General features: G+C 71.3%; 17 protein-coding genes. 12 read left to right on the top strand and 5 right to left on the bottom strand.

What is annotated here, in order from left to right; genetic code table 11:
• Nucleotides 1–87: 87 nt before the first annotated feature.
• Nucleotides 88–570, bottom strand: coding sequence for a GNAT family N-acetyltransferase (locus AB0J46_RS48670; RefSeq protein ID WP_364343241.1), 483 nt, complete (start codon nt 568–570; stop codon nt 88–90).
• 76 nt (nt 571–646) lie between these two features.
• On the opposite strand from AB0J46_RS48670, the gene AB0J46_RS48675 reads away from it, so the two are divergent.
• The gene (locus AB0J46_RS48675; RefSeq protein WP_364343244.1) at nt 647–940 is read left to right on the top strand and encodes a hypothetical protein; all 294 of its coding nucleotides are present in this window, start codon (nt 647–649) and stop codon (nt 938–940) included.
• A complete protein-coding gene (locus tag AB0J46_RS48680; protein WP_364343247.1) occupies nt 937–1353 on the top strand; it encodes an acyl-CoA thioesterase in 417 nt (138 codons plus the stop codon). Before AB0J46_RS48675 ends, AB0J46_RS48680 begins: the two co-directional genes overlap by 4 nt.
• Nucleotides 1354–1356: 3 nt before the next feature.
• Here the strand turns inward: AB0J46_RS48680 and lepA are convergent, their stop codons facing one another.
• Nucleotides 1357–3192, bottom strand: a complete 1836-nt coding sequence (gene lepA, locus AB0J46_RS48685) for a translation elongation factor 4 (protein WP_364343250.1) — start codon at nt 3190–3192, stop codon at nt 1357–1359.
• 55 nt (nt 3193–3247) lie between these two features.
• On the opposite strand from lepA, the gene AB0J46_RS48690 reads away from it, so the two are divergent.
• The 6 genes from AB0J46_RS48690 to AB0J46_RS48715 all read left to right on the top strand — a co-directional run bounded on the left by AB0J46_RS48690 (nt 3248) and on the right by AB0J46_RS48715 (nt 12103).
• Nucleotides 3248–4237, top strand: coding sequence for a hypothetical protein (locus AB0J46_RS48690; protein WP_364343253.1), 990 nt, complete (start codon nt 3248–3250; stop codon nt 4235–4237).
• Between the two features lie 131 nt (nt 4238–4368).
• Nucleotides 4369–4638, top strand: coding sequence for a 30S ribosomal protein S20 (gene rpsT / locus AB0J46_RS48695; protein WP_352352450.1), 270 nt, complete (start codon nt 4369–4371; stop codon nt 4636–4638).
• 209 nt (nt 4639–4847) lie between these two features.
• Complete coding sequence (locus AB0J46_RS48700) at nt 4848–7907, top strand: ABC transporter permease (protein ID WP_364343256.1); 3060 nt, start codon at nt 4848–4850, stop codon at nt 7905–7907.
• Complete coding sequence (locus AB0J46_RS48705) at nt 7904–10495, top strand: FtsX-like permease family protein (RefSeq protein ID WP_364343259.1); 2592 nt, start codon at nt 7904–7906, stop codon at nt 10493–10495. The genes AB0J46_RS48700 and AB0J46_RS48705 overlap by 4 nt, the downstream gene beginning before the upstream one ends.
• Nucleotides 10492–11421 (top strand): ABC transporter ATP-binding protein, encoded by a 930-nt coding sequence (locus AB0J46_RS48710; RefSeq protein WP_352352447.1) that lies wholly within the window; start codon nt 10492–10494, stop codon nt 11419–11421. Before AB0J46_RS48705 ends, AB0J46_RS48710 begins: the two co-directional genes overlap by 4 nt.
• The gene (locus AB0J46_RS48715; protein ID WP_358291996.1) at nt 11411–12103 is read left to right on the top strand and encodes an ABC transporter ATP-binding protein; all 693 of its coding nucleotides are present in this window, start codon (nt 11411–11413) and stop codon (nt 12101–12103) included. The genes AB0J46_RS48710 and AB0J46_RS48715 overlap by 11 nt, the downstream gene beginning before the upstream one ends.
• Here AB0J46_RS48715 and AB0J46_RS48720 read toward each other — a convergent pair.
• A complete protein-coding gene (locus AB0J46_RS48720) occupies nt 12096–13400 on the bottom strand; it encodes an MFS transporter (RefSeq protein ID WP_364343264.1) in 1305 nt (434 codons plus the stop codon). The two genes, AB0J46_RS48715 and AB0J46_RS48720, sit on opposite strands and share 8 nt — an antisense overlap.
• 68 nt (nt 13401–13468) lie before the next feature.
• On the opposite strand from AB0J46_RS48720, the gene AB0J46_RS48725 reads away from it, so the two are divergent.
• Together AB0J46_RS48725 and AB0J46_RS48730 are read left to right on the top strand one after the other, a co-directional pair.
• Nucleotides 13469–13966 carry a MarR family transcriptional regulator gene (locus AB0J46_RS48725; protein ID WP_364343267.1) on the top strand — a complete coding sequence of 166 codons (498 nt, stop codon included), beginning with the start codon at nt 13469–13471 and terminating at the stop codon, nt 13964–13966.
• A gap of 59 nt (nt 13967–14025) precedes the next feature.
• The gene (locus AB0J46_RS48730) at nt 14026–15165 is read left to right on the top strand and encodes an epoxide hydrolase family protein (RefSeq protein ID WP_364343270.1); all 1140 of its coding nucleotides are present in this window, start codon (nt 14026–14028) and stop codon (nt 15163–15165) included.
• A gap of 29 nt (nt 15166–15194) precedes the next feature.
• Here the strand turns inward: AB0J46_RS48730 and holA are convergent, their stop codons facing one another.
• Nucleotides 15195–16166 carry a DNA polymerase III subunit delta gene (gene holA, locus AB0J46_RS48735; RefSeq protein WP_364343273.1) on the bottom strand — a complete coding sequence of 324 codons (972 nt, stop codon included), beginning with the start codon at nt 16164–16166 and terminating at the stop codon, nt 15195–15197.
• Between the two features lie 105 nt (nt 16167–16271).
• Between holA and AB0J46_RS48740 the strand changes: the two genes are divergently transcribed.
• Complete coding sequence (locus AB0J46_RS48740) at nt 16272–16394, top strand: hypothetical protein (protein WP_364343276.1); 123 nt, start codon at nt 16272–16274, stop codon at nt 16392–16394.
• Between the two features lie 173 nt (nt 16395–16567).
• A complete protein-coding gene (locus AB0J46_RS48745) occupies nt 16568–17473 on the top strand; it encodes an LLM class flavin-dependent oxidoreductase (protein WP_364343279.1) in 906 nt (301 codons plus the stop codon).
• On the opposite strand, the gene AB0J46_RS48750 is transcribed toward AB0J46_RS48745, so the two are convergent.
• Nucleotides 17463–17675, bottom strand: coding sequence for an MBL fold metallo-hydrolase (locus tag AB0J46_RS48750; protein WP_364343282.1), 213 nt, complete (start codon nt 17673–17675; stop codon nt 17463–17465). The genes AB0J46_RS48745 and AB0J46_RS48750 overlap by 11 nt on opposite strands.
• Nucleotides 17676–17788 lie beyond the last annotated feature (113 nt).

The following is a 17788-nucleotide window of genomic DNA, read 5'->3' on the forward strand; positions in this document are numbered from 1 at the left end:
AGGGCCGACAGATCCCGTTGAGGACCCAGAGGTCAGTCAGGCCATGGGTCAAACCCTGGTGGGAAGCACTCATCTACATCATCACTGTCAGGCCACGTAGAGGTCGCTCGGCACGCCGCCGTACGGGATCGTGCGCTCCCTGTGCAGCCCTGCCTTCTCCGCCACCCGGCGGGACGGCTCGTTGCCGTCCCCGATCAGGGCCACCACGGTGCCCAGGTCGCGCCCGACGCGCAGGGCCGCCCTGGCGAGCTCGACCGCGTACCCGTGCCCCCAGGCGGCGGGACGGAAACGGTAGTACAGGTGGAGCACGTCCTCACCGTCCAGGGACGCGTGCCGCAGGCCGCCGATGCCCAGCACCTGCGAGCCCTCGGCCAGCCGGGCGGCCCAGTAGCCGATCCCCCGGTCCGCCCAGTCGGCCAGCCACAGGTCGAGCATGACCCGGCTGGCCTCCAGGTCGGCGGTGGGCCCGGCGGAGCTGTAGACGTTCGTGCGCGGGTCGGAGTGGATCTCGTGCACGGCTTCGAGGTCCTCCGGGCGGATCCGGGAGAGGACCATTCGTTCCGTACGCACCACTTCCACCCTTTCAGGGTATCCGCTGCTATCGCTAGGCTATCGGTAGCAATCGAATAGCGATGAGGGAGCGCCGATGGACATCGCCCGCGTGCAGGCCTCGCTGCGTCTGATGGCGCGCGGCCTGGAGGAGCTGGCCGCCGCGCTGGGCGACGAGGAGCTGGGCGAGGCCGAGCGCACGGCCCGGGTCATCGCGGAGTGGGGCCGCCGCGGTCTCACCCAGAAGGAGGCGTCGGCGCTGTTCCAGCGGCACGGCTTCGCCCCCCAGACCACGGGCGGCTGGGCCCGCGGCGACTGGGTGGAGCTCGGCGACGACGGCCTGCGCTACCTCACCGCCAAATCGCACGCCTGGCTGGAGGAACGATCATGACCTTCTCGGTACGCATCGCCGTACGCGGCTACGAGCTCGACCCCCAGGGCCACCTGAACAACGTGGTCTACCACCAGTACGGCGACCACGCCCGCTGGGAGTGCCTGCGCGCGGCCGGCATCTCGATCGACGACCTGCGGGAGGCCGGCGTCGGCCCGGTGACGCTGGAGAACACCATCCGCTTCCACCGCGAGCTGCGCGCCGGCGACGAGGTGGAGGTGACCTGCGCGTTCGAGTGGGGCACGGGGAAGACGTTCCGGATCAGGCAGGAGTTCAGGGGCGCGGACGGCGAGCCGGCCGCCGAGCTGACCGGCGTCGGCGGCCTGATGGACCTGCGGGCCCGCCGCCTGGTCCCCGACCCGGGCACGCACTGGCGGGCGCTCGCGCGAACGCCCGCCGTGCTGGGCCTGTAGCGGCTACTTCTTGCTCTTGTCGGCGGCGGCGCTGGAGTCGGTGGACAGCGCGGCGACGAAGGCCTCCTGGGGCACCTCGACGCGGCCGACCATCTTCATCCGCTTCTTGCCTTCCTTCTGCTTCTCCAGCAGCTTGCGCTTACGGGAGATGTCACCGCCGTAACACTTGGCCAGGACGTCCTTGCGGATGGCCCGGATGTTCTCGCGGGCGATGACCCGGGCGCCGATGGCGGCCTGGATCGGCACCTCGAACTGCTGCCGCGGGATCAGCTCGCGCAGCTTCTTGGCCATGTCGACGCCGTAGGAGTAGGCCTTGTCCTTGTGGACGATCGCGCTGAAGGCGTCGACGGCCTCGCCCTGCAGCAGGATGTCGACCTTGACCAGCTCGGCCTCCTGCTCGCCGGCGGGCTCGTAGTCGAGCGAGGCGTAGCCGCGGGTGCGCGACTTGAGCTGGTCGAAGAAGTCGAAGATGATCTCGCCCAGCGGCAGCGTGTAGCGGATCTCGACACGGTCCTCGGACAGGTAGTCCATGCCGAGGAGCTGGCCGCGCCGCCCCTGGCAGATCTCCATGATCGCGCCGATGAACTCGGCCGGCGCCAGGATCGTGGACTTGGTGACCGGCTCGAAGACCTGCGCGATCTTGCCACCCGTCGGGAACTCGGACGGGTTGGTGACCGTGAGCTCCTTGCCGTCCTCCATGACCACGCGGTAGACCACGTTGGGCGCGGTGGAGATCAGCGACAGGCCGAACTCGCGCTCCAGGCGCTCGCGCACGATCTCCATGTGCAGCAGGCCGAGGAAGCCGACGCGGAAGCCGAAGCCGAGCGCGGCCGAGGTCTCCGGCTCGTAGACCAGCGCGGCGTCGTTGAGCTGGAGCTTGTCGAGCGCCTCGCGCAGCTCGGGGTACTCGTCGCCGTCGATCGGGTAGAGCCCGGAGAACACCATCGGCTTGGGGTGCTCGTAGCCGGCCAGCATCTCCTTGGCGGGCTTGACCGAGGAGGTGACGGTGTCACCCACGCGCGACTGGCGCACGTCCTTCACGCCGGTGATCAGGTAGCCCACCTCGCCGACGCCGAGGCCGCGCTCGGCGGGCTTGGGCTCGGGCGAGATGACGCCGATCTCCAGCGTCTCGTGGGTGGCGTTGGTGGACATCATGAGGATGCGCTCGCGCTTGCTCAGATGGCCGTCGATGACCCTGACGTACGTCACGACGCCGCGGTAGGTGTCGTAGACGGAGTCGAAGATGAGCGCCCGCGCGGCGGCGTCGGCCTGGCCCACGGGCGCCGGGACGGTCGCCACCACGTGGTCGAGCAGCTCGCGCACGCCCACGCCGGTCTTGCCCGACACCTTGAGCACGTCGGAGGGGTCGCAGCCGATCAGGCCGGCCAGCTCCTCGGCGAACTTCTCCGGCTGGGCCGCGGGCAGGTCGATCTTGTTGAGCACCGGGATGATGTGCAGGTCGGCGTTCATGGCCAGGTAGAGGTTGGCCAGGGTCTGCGCCTCGATGCCCTGCGCGGCGTCGACCAGCAGGATCGCGCCCTCGCACGCCTGCAGCGACCGGGACACCTCGTAGGTGAAGTCGACGTGCCCGGGGGTGTCGATCATGTTGAGGACGTGGCCGTCCCAGGGCAGCCGCACGGCCTGCGACTTGATCGTGATGCCGCGTTCGCGCTCGATGTCCATCCGGTCGAGGTACTGGGCGCGCATGGAGCGGTCGTCGACCACGCCGGTGATCTGCAGCATCCGGTCGGCAAGGGTCGATTTGCCATGGTCGATGTGCGCGATGATGCAGAAGTTGCGGATCAACGCGGGGTCGGTCTGGCCAGGCTGAGTGCGCACCGAAGTCCGTTTCGACAGGGTTGAGGTCAAGCGTCTTTCATGGTGACATGCCCAGATGATTATCCGGACCGTCGTCCGCCGCGGCCTGCGCCTGGTCGCGCTGGCCTTGGCCGTCGTGGTGGCGCTGGCCGGCCTGCTCGCCGTCGCGCTCCGTCTCCAGTTTACCGGTGCCCCGGCGGCCTGGGCGAAGAGCACCGGCAACGACGCCCTCTGGCTCGGCCACGCCTGGGTCGACGGCCGCCGTACGGAGCGGGACGTGGAACAACTCGCCGTCCGTCTGCGGACCACCGGAATCAAGGACGTGTACGTCCATTCCGGCCCGTTCGAGTGGGACGGCCGCCTTGATCCCGCAAAGCATCCCAAGGCCGCAGATTTCGTGACATGGATGCATCGGCACCTGCCCGGCGTCCGCGTCTCCGCCTGGCTGGGCCAGTCCGTCAAGAACGGCCTCGACCTCGACGACGCCCGGTCCCGCGCGAACGTCCTGGCCGGCGTGGCCGCCGTCATGAAGGCGGGCTACGACGGCGTCCACTACAACTTCGAGCCGATCGGCGACGGCGACACGAACTTCCTCGACCTGCTGGCCCGGACGAGGACGTACACGAAGCTGCTGTCCACCTCGACCCCGCAGATCGAGCCCTATCCCCTCATGCGCCCGGCGGGCAGGCTCGTCCTGGGCCACGACAAATACTGGTCGCAGGGCTACTTCCAGGAGGTCGTGAACCGGGTGGACCAGGTCGCGATCATGACGTACGACTCGGGCGCGCCCGCCCAGTCCCTCTACGGCGGCCACGTGGCCCGGCAGGCCGCGCTCGCCCTCGACCTCGTCCCGGAGGGCAAGTCCCTGTTCGTCGGCGCTCCCGCCTACCACGACCACGGCCTGCCCTGGCTGGACGCCGCCGAGAGCGTGGCGATGGCCGCCGAGGGCGCCCGGCTGGCCCTGTCCGACCATGGCCGCCGCGAGCGCTTCGGCCTGGCCCTGTACGTCGACTTCGCCGCCACCGAAGAGGACTGGAAGGAGTACATGACCCGCTGGCTGGCCTAAACTGAGAACACCCGGGGCGTTGATTTGAGCAGCCACCTGGGTTATTGGTACCCTGTTCACTTGCGTGTGGCGCGCCCTCTCATCGAGCCCGCGCGCCCCATCCATCCTTAGACTTTCACCGAGGCTTCTTCGTGGCGAACATCAAGTCCCAGATCAAGCGCAACAAGCAGAACGAGAAGGCGCGTCTGCGCAACAAGGCGGTCAAGTCCTCTTTGAAGACGGCCGTCCGCAAGTTCCGCGAGGCCGCCGAGCAGGGCGACGTCGAGCAGGCCGCGGCGCTGCAGCGCGTCGCCGCCCGCCAGCTCGACAAGGCCGTCAGCAAGGGCGTCATCCACAAGAACCAGGCCGCCAACCGCAAGTCGGCGATCGCCAAGCAGGCTGCCTCCCTGGCCGCCAAGTAAGCTCCTGCCGCTCGGCGACACCCGGGCGAGCGCTGACGCCGCACTCCTTCCCGGGGTGCGGCGTTCTTGGTTTTGTGCACTTCTTGTCACAGTTTCGATATCACATCGGCATCGCCGCCGGGTATCGGCTGAGCATCCCTTGACAAGATCACCTTGCCTCCCGTCCGCCCTCTCCGTGAGGGTTCACCTAAACGGACGAAGGGGGACACATGCGGGGGCCGTTGGTCGTCAAACGGGCGTTCAGCGAGCCTTTGCTCCTCCTGGCCGCGTTCGGCTCGATCCTGCTCGCCACCACCACGCTGGTGGCGCTCACCATGTACGCCTCCTCCATCGCCGACGCCGGCGTGCGCAGGACGATGGAGACCGCCTCCCTGCGCCAGACGTCCGCAACGATCAGCGCGCCGGTCACGGACAAGACGTTCCCCGTCTACGACCGGGCGGTACGCGCCGAGCTGGCCAAGGCGTACACCAAGGCGCCGGCGCTCACCACGAGCTTCCGCTCCGACTCCTACGCCATGCCCGGCCAGGAGAAGCAGGAGCGGCCCGAGCTGCTCAGGTTCGGCAGCTACGACGGCCTCGACCAGCACGCCAAGCTCGTCTCCGGCGCCTGGCCCAAGGCCGCCGACGGCCGGGTGGAGGCGGCGGTCTCGCTGTCGGCGGCCTCGGCGGCCGGGTTCAAGGTCGGCCAGGAGCTGACCACCGTGGGGCGGTTGTCGCCGGAGCCCGTCCAGGTGCGCATCACCGGCGTGTTCCAGCTCGACGACCCCTTCGGCGAGCGCTGGACCGGGGAGACCCTGCTCAGCAGGGGCGTCGAACGCGGCGACTTCACCACGTACGGGCCGCTGATGGTCTCGCGCGAGACGTTCATCGGCCGCTTCGCCACCAACGTGAACGCCACCTGGACCGCCGAGCCCGACCTGCGCTCGCTGACGCCGGCCCAGCTGCGCCCGCTGGCCGCGGCGGTCGGCGAGGTGGGCGCGCATCTGAAGGCCGGCGACTGCCCGAGCTGCGTGACCACCAGCCGCCTGCCCGAGATGCTCACCCAGCTCGACACCGCCTCGCTGGTGGCCCGCTCGACCATGCTGATCCCGGTGCTGCAGCTGCTGCTGCTGGCGGCGTACGCGCTGATGCTCACCGCGCGGCTGCTGGCCGACCACCGGCGCATGGAGGTGGCGCTGCTGCGCTCGCGCGGCGCGGGCACGCTGCGGCTGGCCGCGCTGGCCGGGGGCGAGGCGATGCTGGTCGCGCTCCCGTGCGCGATCGTCGCGCCGTTGCTCGGGCCGCCGCTGCTCGGGCTGGTGAGCCGGCTGCCCTGGATCAAGGCGTCGGGCGTGCGGCTCGACCCCTCGGCCGGCCTGGGCACGTTCCTGGTGTCGGTGGCCGTGGCCGTGGCCTCAGCGGTGCTGCTGGTGCTGCCCGCGCTGGCGGGCGCGCGGCGCACGTACGTGGAGGAGCAGTCGGCGCGCGGGCGCGGCGGCGGGCGCGGGCTGATCCAGCGCGCGGGCGCCGACGTCGCGCTGCTGGTCGTGGCCGGCCTCGCGATCTGGCAGCTCCAGCACTACGGCGCGCCGGTCACCACGACCGCGGGCGGCGGGCTCGGCATCGACCCGCTGATCATCTCCGGTCCCGCGCTGGCCCTGCTCACCGGCGGCATGCTCGGCCTGCGGCTGGTACCGCGCATCTCTGCGGTGGCCGAGCGGATCACCTCCAGGCGCCCGTCCCTCGCCCCGGCGCTCGGCGCGTGGCAGGTCAGCAGGCGCCCGCTCAAGTACGCCGGCCCCGCGCTGCTGCTCACCATGGCCATCGCCATCGGCATCGTGTCCATGGCCACCGCCGCCACCTGGCGCGGCTCCCAGCTCGACCAGGCCCGCCACCAGGCCGGCGCCGACCTGCGCCTGTCCGGCCCGCCGGACGCCCCGGAGCTCGGCCCGCTGGGCCGCGGCACGGCGTTCACCGCCCTGCCCGGCGTGACCGCCGCCTCGCCCGTCTTCCGCGGCCAGACCGAGGTCAGCAGCGAGAACGCCATCCTCATCGGGATCGACGCGGCCAAGCTCGGCACGCTGTTCCAGCTCCGCCCCGACCTGGCCGACCGGCCCATCGCGGAGATCTCCCGGGCGCTGACCGGGCCGCAGGCGGGCAAACTGGACCTGCCGGGACAGCCGGCCGCGCTCACCCTGCGCGCCACTGCCGACGCCGACCTGCCGGTGCGGCTGGTGCTGTCCGACGCGCTCGGGGTGTGGCGCGACGTGTCGCTGGGCGTGCTGAAGAAGGGCGAGAACACCCTCGACGTGGACCTCGCGGCGCTGGCCGGACGGAGCGGGAAGATCACGTACCCGCTGTCGTTGCGCGGGCTGGTCGTGAGCGCGCCGGTCTCCGGCAGCGGGAGTCTGACGGTGACCGGGATCAGCGCCGACGGGCGGCCGGTGACCACGCCCGCCATGTCGGTGAAGGCGGCCGGGCGGCAGCCCGCGACGGCCGTCTTCGGGTCGCCGCCCGTCCAGGGACCGCTGCCCGTGGTGCTCACCGCCGGCCTGTCCGAGTCGCTCAAGCTGGGCGTCGGCCAGGTGGGACGGGCCAGCATCGACCGCAGGGTGATGGACGTCAAGGTCGTGGCCGTCGTGGAGACGATGCCGACGACGACCGCCGGGCAACACGCCGTACTGGCCGACTGGGGGACGATGCAGGCGCAGGATCTGGCGGCGGCGCAATTGCCCAGGCCCGCCACCGAGTGGTGGCTCGCCACCCCGGACGGCCGGGCGGCGGCCGCGCTCACCAGCCGTCCCGCATGGGACGTCACCGCGATCGACCAGCGCGCACTGGCCGCCAAGATGCAGGACGACCCGCTGGCCAGCGGCCTCCAGGGCGCGCTGATGCTGGGCTTCCTCGCGGCGCTGGTGTTCGCGGCGCTCGGCTTCCTGGTCAACGCGGCGGTCGCGGCCCGCGAGCGGATGAACGAGTTCGCGATCCTGCGGGCGCTCGGCGTGAACTCCCGGCAGATGTTCGGGATGCTGGCCATCGAGCAGACGTTCGTGATCGCGCTGTCCCTGGCGGCCGGGACCGGGCTGGCCGTGGTCGTGGGCATGCTCGTGGTGCCGCACATCGTGCTGACCGGGCAGGCGTCGGCGGTCACCCCCGGCGTGGTGCTCGACATTCCGTGGGGTGCCACGGGCGCCATGCTCGCCGGAGTGGCCGCCGTGCTGCTCGCCATCGTCGCCGGACTGGCGCGCAACCTGCGCAGGCAGGGTCTCGGCATTCGGGAGGAACAGTGAGGATCCCGCTGCTGGCCCGTACGCACCTGGGCGCGGTGGCCGTGCTCTTCGTGCTGACGCTGAGCGCCTGCCTGCTCGTCGCGGGGCTGCCCAGGGCGATGCAGTCGTCGTTCGACCAGGCGCTGCGCGAGGCGCTCAGGACCGCGCCCGCCGAGCAGGCCGACCTGACCGTGACCGTCGGGTCGATGTCGAAGGAAGAGGACCTGCACGAGCGCGAGCAGTTCGAGTCCAGGGACCGGCGCTGGCGCCAGCTCCTGCCTCCGGCGCTGCGGCCGCTGGTGGTGCCCGCCGGCACGGGCGACAGCCACATGAGCGCCAAGACGGTGGTCACCCCGATCCACGGCTCGGGCGGCACCATGTTCATGAACCTCGGCTGGCTGTCCGACGCCGACCGGCGGGTGGACTGGGTCCAGGGCCAGGCGCCGGGCAAGCCCTCGACCATGCGCTTCGAGGGCGAGACGATCCCGCTGATCGAAGTGGGCCTGGTCGAGTCCGCGCTGACCGCGATGGACCTGAAGATCGGCCAGGTCAAGGTGCTCGGCGAGAGCCACTACGTGGCGGTGAAGCTGGTCGGCGCGTTCAGGGCCAAGAAGGCCGACGACCGTTACTGGAGCCACAACAGCGACATCCTGACCGTCACCAGGATGTTGCCGCCGGGCAAGCTGGAGTTCGAGAAGCACATCACGACGATCATGTCCGACGACGGGCTGACCGCGCTCAGCGGCGACGGGCGCAACCTGTCCTACAACTGGGTGCTCCCCATCGCCCCGGACAAGGCCGACGCGCTGGCCGCGACCGACCTCCAGGCGGCCCTCAGCGAGTTCGAGCGGGTGATCGGGCTGCAGGCGTCTGGCTCGTACAGCCCGTACCGGGTGCTGACCGCGCTGGCCAAGCTGCTGACGGGCTTCCTGGCCGCCCAGTCCACCGCGCAGACCGTGATGTACCTGGTGCTCGGCGGGCTGCTGCTGGTCGCGGTCGGCGTGATCGTGCTGGCGGTGCAGTTGCTCTCCGGCCGGCTCGACCAGACGCTGGCGCTGACACGGGCGCGTGGCGGATCGCTGGCGCAGGTGGCGGGCACCGGCGCGGCGCTGACCGCGCTCGCCGTCGTGCCCTCCGGGCTGGCCGGGTACGCGCTGTCCTGGTTCGTCCCCGGGCCCGTGCTGCCGATCGTGCACGTCGGGCCGCTGCTGGTGATGCTGGCCGCCGTCGGGTTCACCGCCGCCGGGCTGGCGGTCACCCACCGGGTGCCGCTGCACGAGCAGCGCGCGGACGTCAGCACCGCCCGCCCGTCCGCGCGCCGGCTCACGCTGGAGGTGCTGGTCGTGGTGCTCGCGCTGGCCGGGGCGTACCTGCTGCGCACCCGCGGGCTGGCCGCCTCGGCCGGGTTCGACCCGTTCCTGCTGGTGGTGCCGATCGCGCTGACGCTCGCCGCGGCGGTGATCATCCTGCGCTGCTACCCGTACCCGTTGCGGCTGCTCGTCCGGCTGACCGCGCGGCGGCCCGGTGCCGTGCCGTTCCTGGGGTTGACCAGGGCGGCCAGGGCGCGCTCCGCGTCGGTGCTGCCGGTGCTGATCCTGCTGCCCGCGCTCGGCGTGTCGGTGTTCGCCGCGGTGATCTCCGACGGGCTGGTGAGCACGCAGCGGCTGGCGTCCTGGCAGCAGGTGGGCGCGCCGGTCAAGATCACGTCCCGGGTCGAGATCACGGCCGACGTGATCGAGCGGGTGCGCAAGGTCGCGGGCGTCGAGCAGGTCGTGCTCGCGCAGACCGGCCGGGTCCAGGTCGGGTACGGCGCCGAGCGCGCCGAGGCCATCGCCGTGGACCTGCCCGAGTGGCGGCGGCTGCTGGCGGGGGCGCCGATCGGCGTGCCCACCGGGAGCGGCGCCTTCGTCTCGCCCGACCTCAAGGGGCGGGGCACGTACGAGATCGGCTGGCAGTCGCGGCTCAAGGTCCCCGAGGGCGGTGTGATCACCTCCGTGCCCGGCTTCTACAACCAGGGCAAGTTCATGATCCTGCCGATGAACTCGCTCGTGCGGCCGGCCGTGAACACCCTGCTCATCGGCGGCAACCCCGCGCTCGACCAGTTGCGCCCGCTGGTCCCGCTCAGCACCGTGGAGTCCCAGTCGCTGGCCCTGGCCGCCATCCAGGACGACCCGCTGACCAGCACCGTGCGCACCACGCTGGTCGTGGTCACGGTGGCGCTGGCCGCGTACGCGCTGGTCGCCGTCATCCTCTCGCTGGTGATCGGCGCGGCCGACCGGGCCAGGGCGCTGTCGTTCCTGCGCACGCTGGGCCTGTCGGACCGGCAGGCGCAGCGGCTCACCGTCCTGGAGATCATGCCGATGATCCTGCTGACCGCACTGGCCGGCCTGCTGCTCGGCCTCGGGCTGCCCGCGGCGCTCGGTCCGGGCGTCGACCTGTCCTCCTACGCCGGCGACCTGCCCGTCGGCGACTACTCCCTAGACCTGATCACGCCGACCGCGCTGGCGGCCGGGCTGGCCGTCGTGGCCGTGCTGGGCGCGTACACGCACACCGCCATCAGCCGCCGTCGCAGCCTCGGCGCCGTCCTTCGAGTGGGGGACCTCACATGAACCCGACCCTGTCAGAGCTGGAAGCCAAGGCCACGCGGGAGAAGACCGCGTTCGGCGCCGACGCGCACATCGTCTGCGACAACCTGGTGCGCATCTACAAGACCGAGGGCGTCGAGGTCGTCGCCCTGCAGGGCCTCGACCTGGTGATCGACAAGGGCGAGCTGGTGGCCATCGTCGGCGCGTCCGGGTCGGGCAAGTCCACGCTGCTCAACGTGCTGTCGGGGCTCGACGTGCCGACCGCGGGGGTGGCCAGGGTCGCGGGCACCGACCTGCTGGCGATGACGGCCAAGGACCGGCTGCGCTACCGGCGGTCCGTGGTGGGCTTCATCTGGCAGCAGACCGCGCGCAACCTGCTGCCGTACCTGACCGCCAGGGAGAACGTCGAGCTGCCCATGAAGCTGGCCGGCGGCGGCCGGGCGCGCCGCGCCCGCGCCGGCGAGCTGCTGGAGCTCCTCGGCGTCGGCTACTGCGCCGACCGCCGCACGCCCGAGATGTCGGGCGGCGAGCAGCAGCGGGTCGCCATCGCCGTCGCCCTGGCCAACGAGCCGCAGCTCATCCTGGCCGACGAGCCCACCGGCGAGCTGGACAGCGAGACGTCCGAGCAGGTCTTCGACTCCCTGCGCAAGGCGAACCGGGAGCTCGGCGTGACCGTGGTCATCGTGACCCACGACCCGCTGGTGTCGGAGCAGGTGGACCGCACCGTGGGCATCCGCGACGGACGTACCAGCAGCGAGACGCTGCGGCGCGAGGGCGCCGAGGGGCAGATCGTCGCCGAGGAGTACGCCGTGCTGGACCGGGTGGGCCGCCTGCAGCTCCCCCGCGACTTCATGAACGCCCTGGACATGGAACGCCGGGTGCGCCTCGAACTCGAATCCGACCACATCGGCGTCTGGCCCGCCCGAGAGGAGCCCTCCCATGAGCAATGAGCCCCTGGTCGTGGTGGAGGGGGTCCGCAAGGTCTACCGGAGCGGGCCCAAGGAGGTCGTCGCGCTGCGCGAGGTGTCCTTCGAGGTGTTCCCCGGCGAGCTGGTGGCGGTCCGGGGACGTTCGGGGTCGGGCAAGACCACGCTGCTCAACCAGATCGGCGGCCTGGACCGTCCGGACGCCGGACGGGTCGTCGTGGCCGGGCACGAGGTCACGTCCATGTCCGAGGACGCCCTGCTGGCGCTGCGCCGGGACGTGGTGGGCTTCGTGTTCCAGTCGTTCGGGCTGATCCCCGTGCTGTCGGCGGCCGAGAACGTGGGGGTGCCGATGCGGCTGGCCCGCGTGCCGTCCGCCGAGCGGGAGGAGCGGGTCCGGCTGCTGCTGGCGCTGGTGGGGCTGGACAAGCACATGAACCAGCGGCCGTACGAGCTGTCGGGCGGGCAGCGGCAGCGGGTGGCGATCGCCCGCTCCCTGGGCAACCGGCCCAAGCTGCTGGTGGCCGACGAGCCGACGGGGCAGCTCGACTCGCAGACCGGGCGGCAGATCATGGAGCTGTTGCGCGCGCTGGTGCGCAGCGAGGGGGTGACGGCGCTGGTCGCCACGCACGACCCCAACCTGATCACGCTGGCGGACCGGGTGCTGGAGATCAGCGACGGCGTCGTCCGCGAACCCTCCCTCACCTGACCCGCCCCTCCTCTGCTCTCTCCGCCCGCTCACCGGCGGGCGGAGGGGTCGCGGACCTGGGCGAGCGCGCCACGGCGGCGAGGTTGGCGACGGCGACCACCACCCCACCGGTGACCATCAGCACCCCCATCCCGGTCACGCCCGCCAGCGGCGCCGCGACGGCCAGCCCCACCGGCCGCGCCGCGAACGAGATGAGCTGGTCGAACGAACGCACCCGGCCCAACGCCCCCTCCGGGATCTCCTCGGCCACCACCGTCTCCCACAACGGGCTGAGCACCCCGAGCCCCACCATGGCCACGAAGTACGCCACCGCGACCACCACGGCCGACAGCCCGAACCCCACCGCCACCGGCAACGCAACCATCGGCAGCAGATAGAGCGCGGCACTCACCTGAACGGCGACCAGCGGCCTGCGCACCGGCAACCGCGGCGCGAGCAGCACCCCCGCCAGCAGCCCGACCGTGCCGCTCTGCACGATGATCATCCAACCGGTCTCGCCTCCCAGCCGCTGCACGGCCGCCAGCGGCCCCAGGGTGAGGAACAACCCGGCCATGAAGTGCCACACGCCGTGCGACAGCACACAGGCCAGGAACCACGGCCGCCTCCTGACCTCCCCGAACCCCTCGGCCAGCTCCCGCCCGAACCCGGCCCCCCACCGCCGACCGGCCTCCCCGCCAGGGACCGCCTGCCGCTCCTCCACGACCTTCTCCCGCCCTGCGCCCCTGGCAGCCGTACGGACCCCGCCGAGCGTCAGCGCCGAGCACGCGAACAACATCGCCGTGACCCCCGCGGCCCACCCGGGCCCGGCGGCCAGCGTGAGCGTCCCCGCGAGCGCCGGGCCCAGGACGGCCGACACGCTGGTCACCACCCCGATCCGGGCGTTCACCCGCAACCGGTCCGGCCCCGGCACCACCGCCACCACCAGCCGCGGCACGGCCGGACTCCCGAACGCGATCGCCGCCCCCGAGACCGCCGACAACACGGCGAGGTCGGGAATCCGAGCCACCCCGGCCAGCAGCTCGACCGCCATGAGCCCCTGGGCCAGGCATCGCGTGAGGTCGGCGAGCAGCACGACGCGTCCGGGCCGGACGCGGTCGGCCAGCACGCCGCCGACCGGCAGCAACAACAACAACGGCACCATCTCGCAGGCCAGCACCAGCCCCAGCGCCTCCCCCGACCCCGTGGCGCGCAGCACGGCCAAGGTCAGCGTGGTGGGGATCATGGCTGTGGCCAGCGCGGACATGCAGCGTCCGGCCAGCAGCCGGTTCCTGGGCCCGGCGAACAACGAAAACGACATGACCAGGAAGGTATTTCGTCAGCGAATGATTCGTCAACAAATTACTTGTTGGCGTATGATCTGGTGCCGTGGAGGACTCCGTCGATCGTCATCTGGCCCGCTGGCGCGGCAAGGCGCCCTTCGACGAGCGGGTGGAGGGCATCGTGACCCGCATGCAGTCGCTGGTGAAACACCTCGGCCACGCCAAGGCGGCCGCGCTGGCCCAGACCGGCGTCCAGGACTTCGAGTTCCAGACGCTCCACAGGCTCGCCGCTCACAACGGCACCGCCACCCCGACCGAGCTGGCCGCCGAGCTGCTGCTCTCCCCCGCCGGCATGACGGGCCGCCTCGACACGCTGGAGAAGGCCGGTCTGGTACGCCGCGTCCGCAGCACCGAGGACCGCCGTCGCGTGGACATCGAGCTCACGCCCAAGGGGCACGACCTCTGGATGGACGCCATGGCCGTCCTGGCCGTGCTGGAGGCGGCCATGGTGAACACCCTGTCCCCCGACGACCAGGACACCCTGGACAACCTGCTCAAACAGCTCCTGCTCTACGTGGAGACGAACCCCAATCAATTGCATTGAGGCGGGCGGGCGTCCGGTGATACCCATGCTGGGATGAAACTTCCGACATCGGAGCCCACATGGCCGTGACGCCGTTCCGCATAGAGGTTCCCGACGACGTACTCGACGACCTGCGCACCCGTCTCCGCAACGCCAGATTCACCCGCTCGCTGGACCACCGCCCCTGGGAGGGCGGAACCGATCCGGCCTACCTGCGGGAACTGGTGACGTACTGGGCCGACGGGTTCGACTTCCGCACCCAGGAAGCCCGCCTCAACGAGCTGGACCACTGCAAAGCCCCCGTCCAGGGACGACACCTCCACTTCGTCCGCATCCCCGGCACCGGCCGCGCGCCGCTGCCCATCCTGCTCTGCCATGGCTGGCCGAGCAGCTTCATGGAGATGCTTCCCCTGGCGGCACGCCTGGCCGACCCCGCCCGGCACGGCGGCGACCCCGGCGACTCCTTCGACGTCGTGATCCCGTCGATGCCCGGCTTCCTCTACTCCGACCTGCCGGACGAGCCCCTCACCCGGCCCGCGATGGCCCGCATGCTGCACCTGCTGATGACCGAGGTCCTGGGCCACGAACGCTACGGGGCCTTCGGCGGCGACATCGGCGGCGCGGCCGTCGGCTGGCTCGGCGCCCTCTATCCGGACCAGGTGACCGGCATCCACCTCATCCACCCGCCCGGCCCCGCGTCCCTGGACGTCCCGCCGCTGACCCCCGACGAACAGGCCTTCCTGGACGCCGAGGCGGCCTACGACGAGCGCGACGGCGGCTACAGCGAGATCATGCTGACCCGTCCGGACACGATCGCCGCCGCCCTGCTCGACTCACCGACCGGCCTGGCCGCGTGGATCGTGGACAAGCTGCGCGCCTGGAGCGACTGCCACGGCGACCTGGAGTCCCGGTTCGACCGCGACACCCTGCTCACCATGCTGACCCTCTACTGGGCCACCGGCTCGATCGGCACCTCGTTCAAGTCGTACTACGACTGGCCGAGCAACCCGCCCCGGCCGCCGATCACCGTGCCGTCCGCCGTGACCCTCAGCCACGAACCCTCCGTGGCGAGCCTCCCCCGCAGCTTCGCCGAACGCGCCCTGACCGACCTGCGCCACTGGAACACCCCGGCCCGAGGCGGCCACTTCATGGCCCTGGAGGAACCCGCCCAGCTGGCGACCGACATCACCACGTTCTTCCGCGCCCTACGCCTCGCCTGAGAGCGCCACCGCCGCCGCGCGGGTGTTCGCTACCGGCCCGTACGGCTGGCGACGATCACCTGCACGGCATGCTCCAGGGCGTAGGCCGTGTCCGCGCCGCCGCCCTTGACCTGCTCGTCCGCGGTGGCCACCGCCTGGATCGCCCGGGACAACCCCTCCGGCCCCCAGCCGTTCAGCTGGCGCTTGACCCGGTCGACCTTCCAGGGCGGCATCCCCACATGGGCGGCGAGCTGCCCCCCGCGCAGGTTGCGCGGGGCACTCCCCACCTTGGCCAGCGACCTCAGCCCACCGGCCAGCGCACTCACCAGCAGCACCGGCGCGACGCCGGTGCCCAGAGCCCAGCGCAACTGCTCCAGGGCCTCGGCCAGGCGCCCCTCGATCGCCGAGTCGGCCACGTTGAAGCCGGTGACCTCGGCCCGGCCCTTGTGATAGCGCGCCACGGCCGCCGCGCTGATCGTCTTGTCCTCGGTGTCGAACGCGAGCTGGCTGCACGCCGCCGCCAGCTCCCGCAGGTCGTTGCCCACCGCGTCGAGCAACGCCTGGGCCGCGTCACCCGCGATGTTCCGCCCGGCCCGCTTGACCTCTCCCTTGACGAACTCCAGCCGCTCGGCGGGCTTGGTGACCTTGTTGATCGTCACCACCTGGGCCCCGGCCTTCTTCACCCCGTCGACCAGTGCCTTCCCCTTCACCCCACCCGGGTGCGCCAGCACGAGAACCGTGTCGTCGGAGGGCTGCTTCGTGTACGAGACCACCTCGGTGATGACGTCCTTCGGCAGGTCCTGCGCCGAGCGGATGACGACCACCGAGCGGCCGCCGAAGAGCGAGGGCGAGGTCAGCTGGGTCAGCTCGCCGGTGGCGACCTTTCCGCCGACGAGATCATGCACCTCGGCCCCCGGATCGCCGGCCCGCGCCGCCGCGACGACGGCGCCCACCGCCCGCTCGGCAAGCAGCTCCTCGTCGCCGAGGACCAGGGTGACTAGTGCTGGATCGGTTCCCGCCATGTCAGGCAGCATGCCATGCGGCACCGACAACCTGGTACTCGACCGTTGCAGTTCGTGTTACGAACGACTATAGTTCGGAGCACGAACTGAATTTTCGTTGGAGTCATGATGACGAGTCGTGCGGTTGTGATGATCACCGGGGGTCACGGCGGTTCGGCGTCCCCCCGGACGTCGGCCGCCGAGGTCGCGATGCGCGAGGGCCTGTCCGGCAACCGTCAGGTGGCCTGAGATGGATCACGTCCAGCTTGGCCGCAGCGGCCTGTCGGTGTCCCGGCCGGCCCTGGGCACGATGAACTTCGGGACGGAGGCGTCCGAACCAGACAGTCACGCGATCATGGATCGCGCACACGAGCACGGCATCACCTCCTTCTTTCTCCGTGTGAAGCATGAAAGGTAATACTGTGTCTGCATCTGATGTGGTGTTCGGTTTCGGCGCGCATTCCGGTGTCGAGGACCTGCCCGAGCTGTTGCGCATGGTTCAGCAGGCCGACCGGGACGGGCTCGATCTCTTCTCGCTGTCCGACCATCCCTATCTCGGCGAGCGCCTGGACGCCTACGCCACGATCGGTTTCCTGCTGGGCGGCACGCGGCACATCGCCGGTCTGGCCAATGTCACCAACCTGCCGACCAGGCCCGCCCCCATGCTGGCCAGGACGGTGACGTCGTTGTCGGCGCTGTCGAACGGCCGCGTCGTGCTCGGCATGGGCGCGGGCGGGCTGTGGGACCGCATCGCCGACATGGGCGTGCCCCGGCAGACCCCCGGCGACGCCGTGGACGCCTTCGAGGAGGCGATCGTCCTGATCCGGAAGCTGTCGGGCGGCGGCGCTCCGGTCACCCACGAGGGACGCCACTACCGGGTGCGCGGGATCGAGCCCGCCCCCGTGGCCGCACCCCCGGTATGGACCGGGTCGAACGGGCCCAAATCTTTGGCCGCCACGGGCAGGGTGGCCGACGGCTGGATCCCCGGCCACGCGGCCGACTGGCGCAGCGAGCGGTATCGCGCCTCGCGGCCCGTCATCGACGAGGCGGCCGCCGCGGTGGGCCGCGACCCACGTGAGATCCGTACGATCTACAACTTCCCGGGCCGCATCACCGACCGTCCGCTGCCCGCCACCCGGGACCACGACGGGCGCTGGATCGGCGGCTCGGTCGGGCAGTGGGTCGAGGAGCTGACCGAAGCGGTGCTGGAGCACGACGCCTCGGGCTTCGTCCTCTTCTCCGCCGGCCACGGCGCCACCGACCTCACCACGCTGAGCCGCTGGGCCCAGGAGATCGTGCCGTCCGTCCGCGAGGCGATCACGAAGTAGCGCGACGGTCGGAGTCGCCGTGGGTCAGGACGAGTCCCCGGATGTCGTCCACGGACTTGCCGATGGAACGGAGTTCACGCTGCAGATCCCGCCAGTGGCCAGGCAGTCCCGCGTCGATCAGGGTGATGCCCTCGTCAGTGTCGACGAGATAGCAGGCCACGACGTCATGACCGAGGCGGTGCAGATGGGGCGCCAGTTTCATGGTGCTTCTTCCGGAGGTCTGGACTGAGAACTGGACTGAGGACGGAGTCTGACGGAGCGGCCCGCGGCCTGACTGCGGGGCCGCAGCCGGAGGGCGAGGCCGCGGCCTGAGGG

This window comes from Nonomuraea sp. NPDC049758, from assembly GCF_040674635.1.
GTDB lineage: Bacteria > Actinomycetota > Actinomycetes > Streptosporangiales > Streptosporangiaceae > Nonomuraea.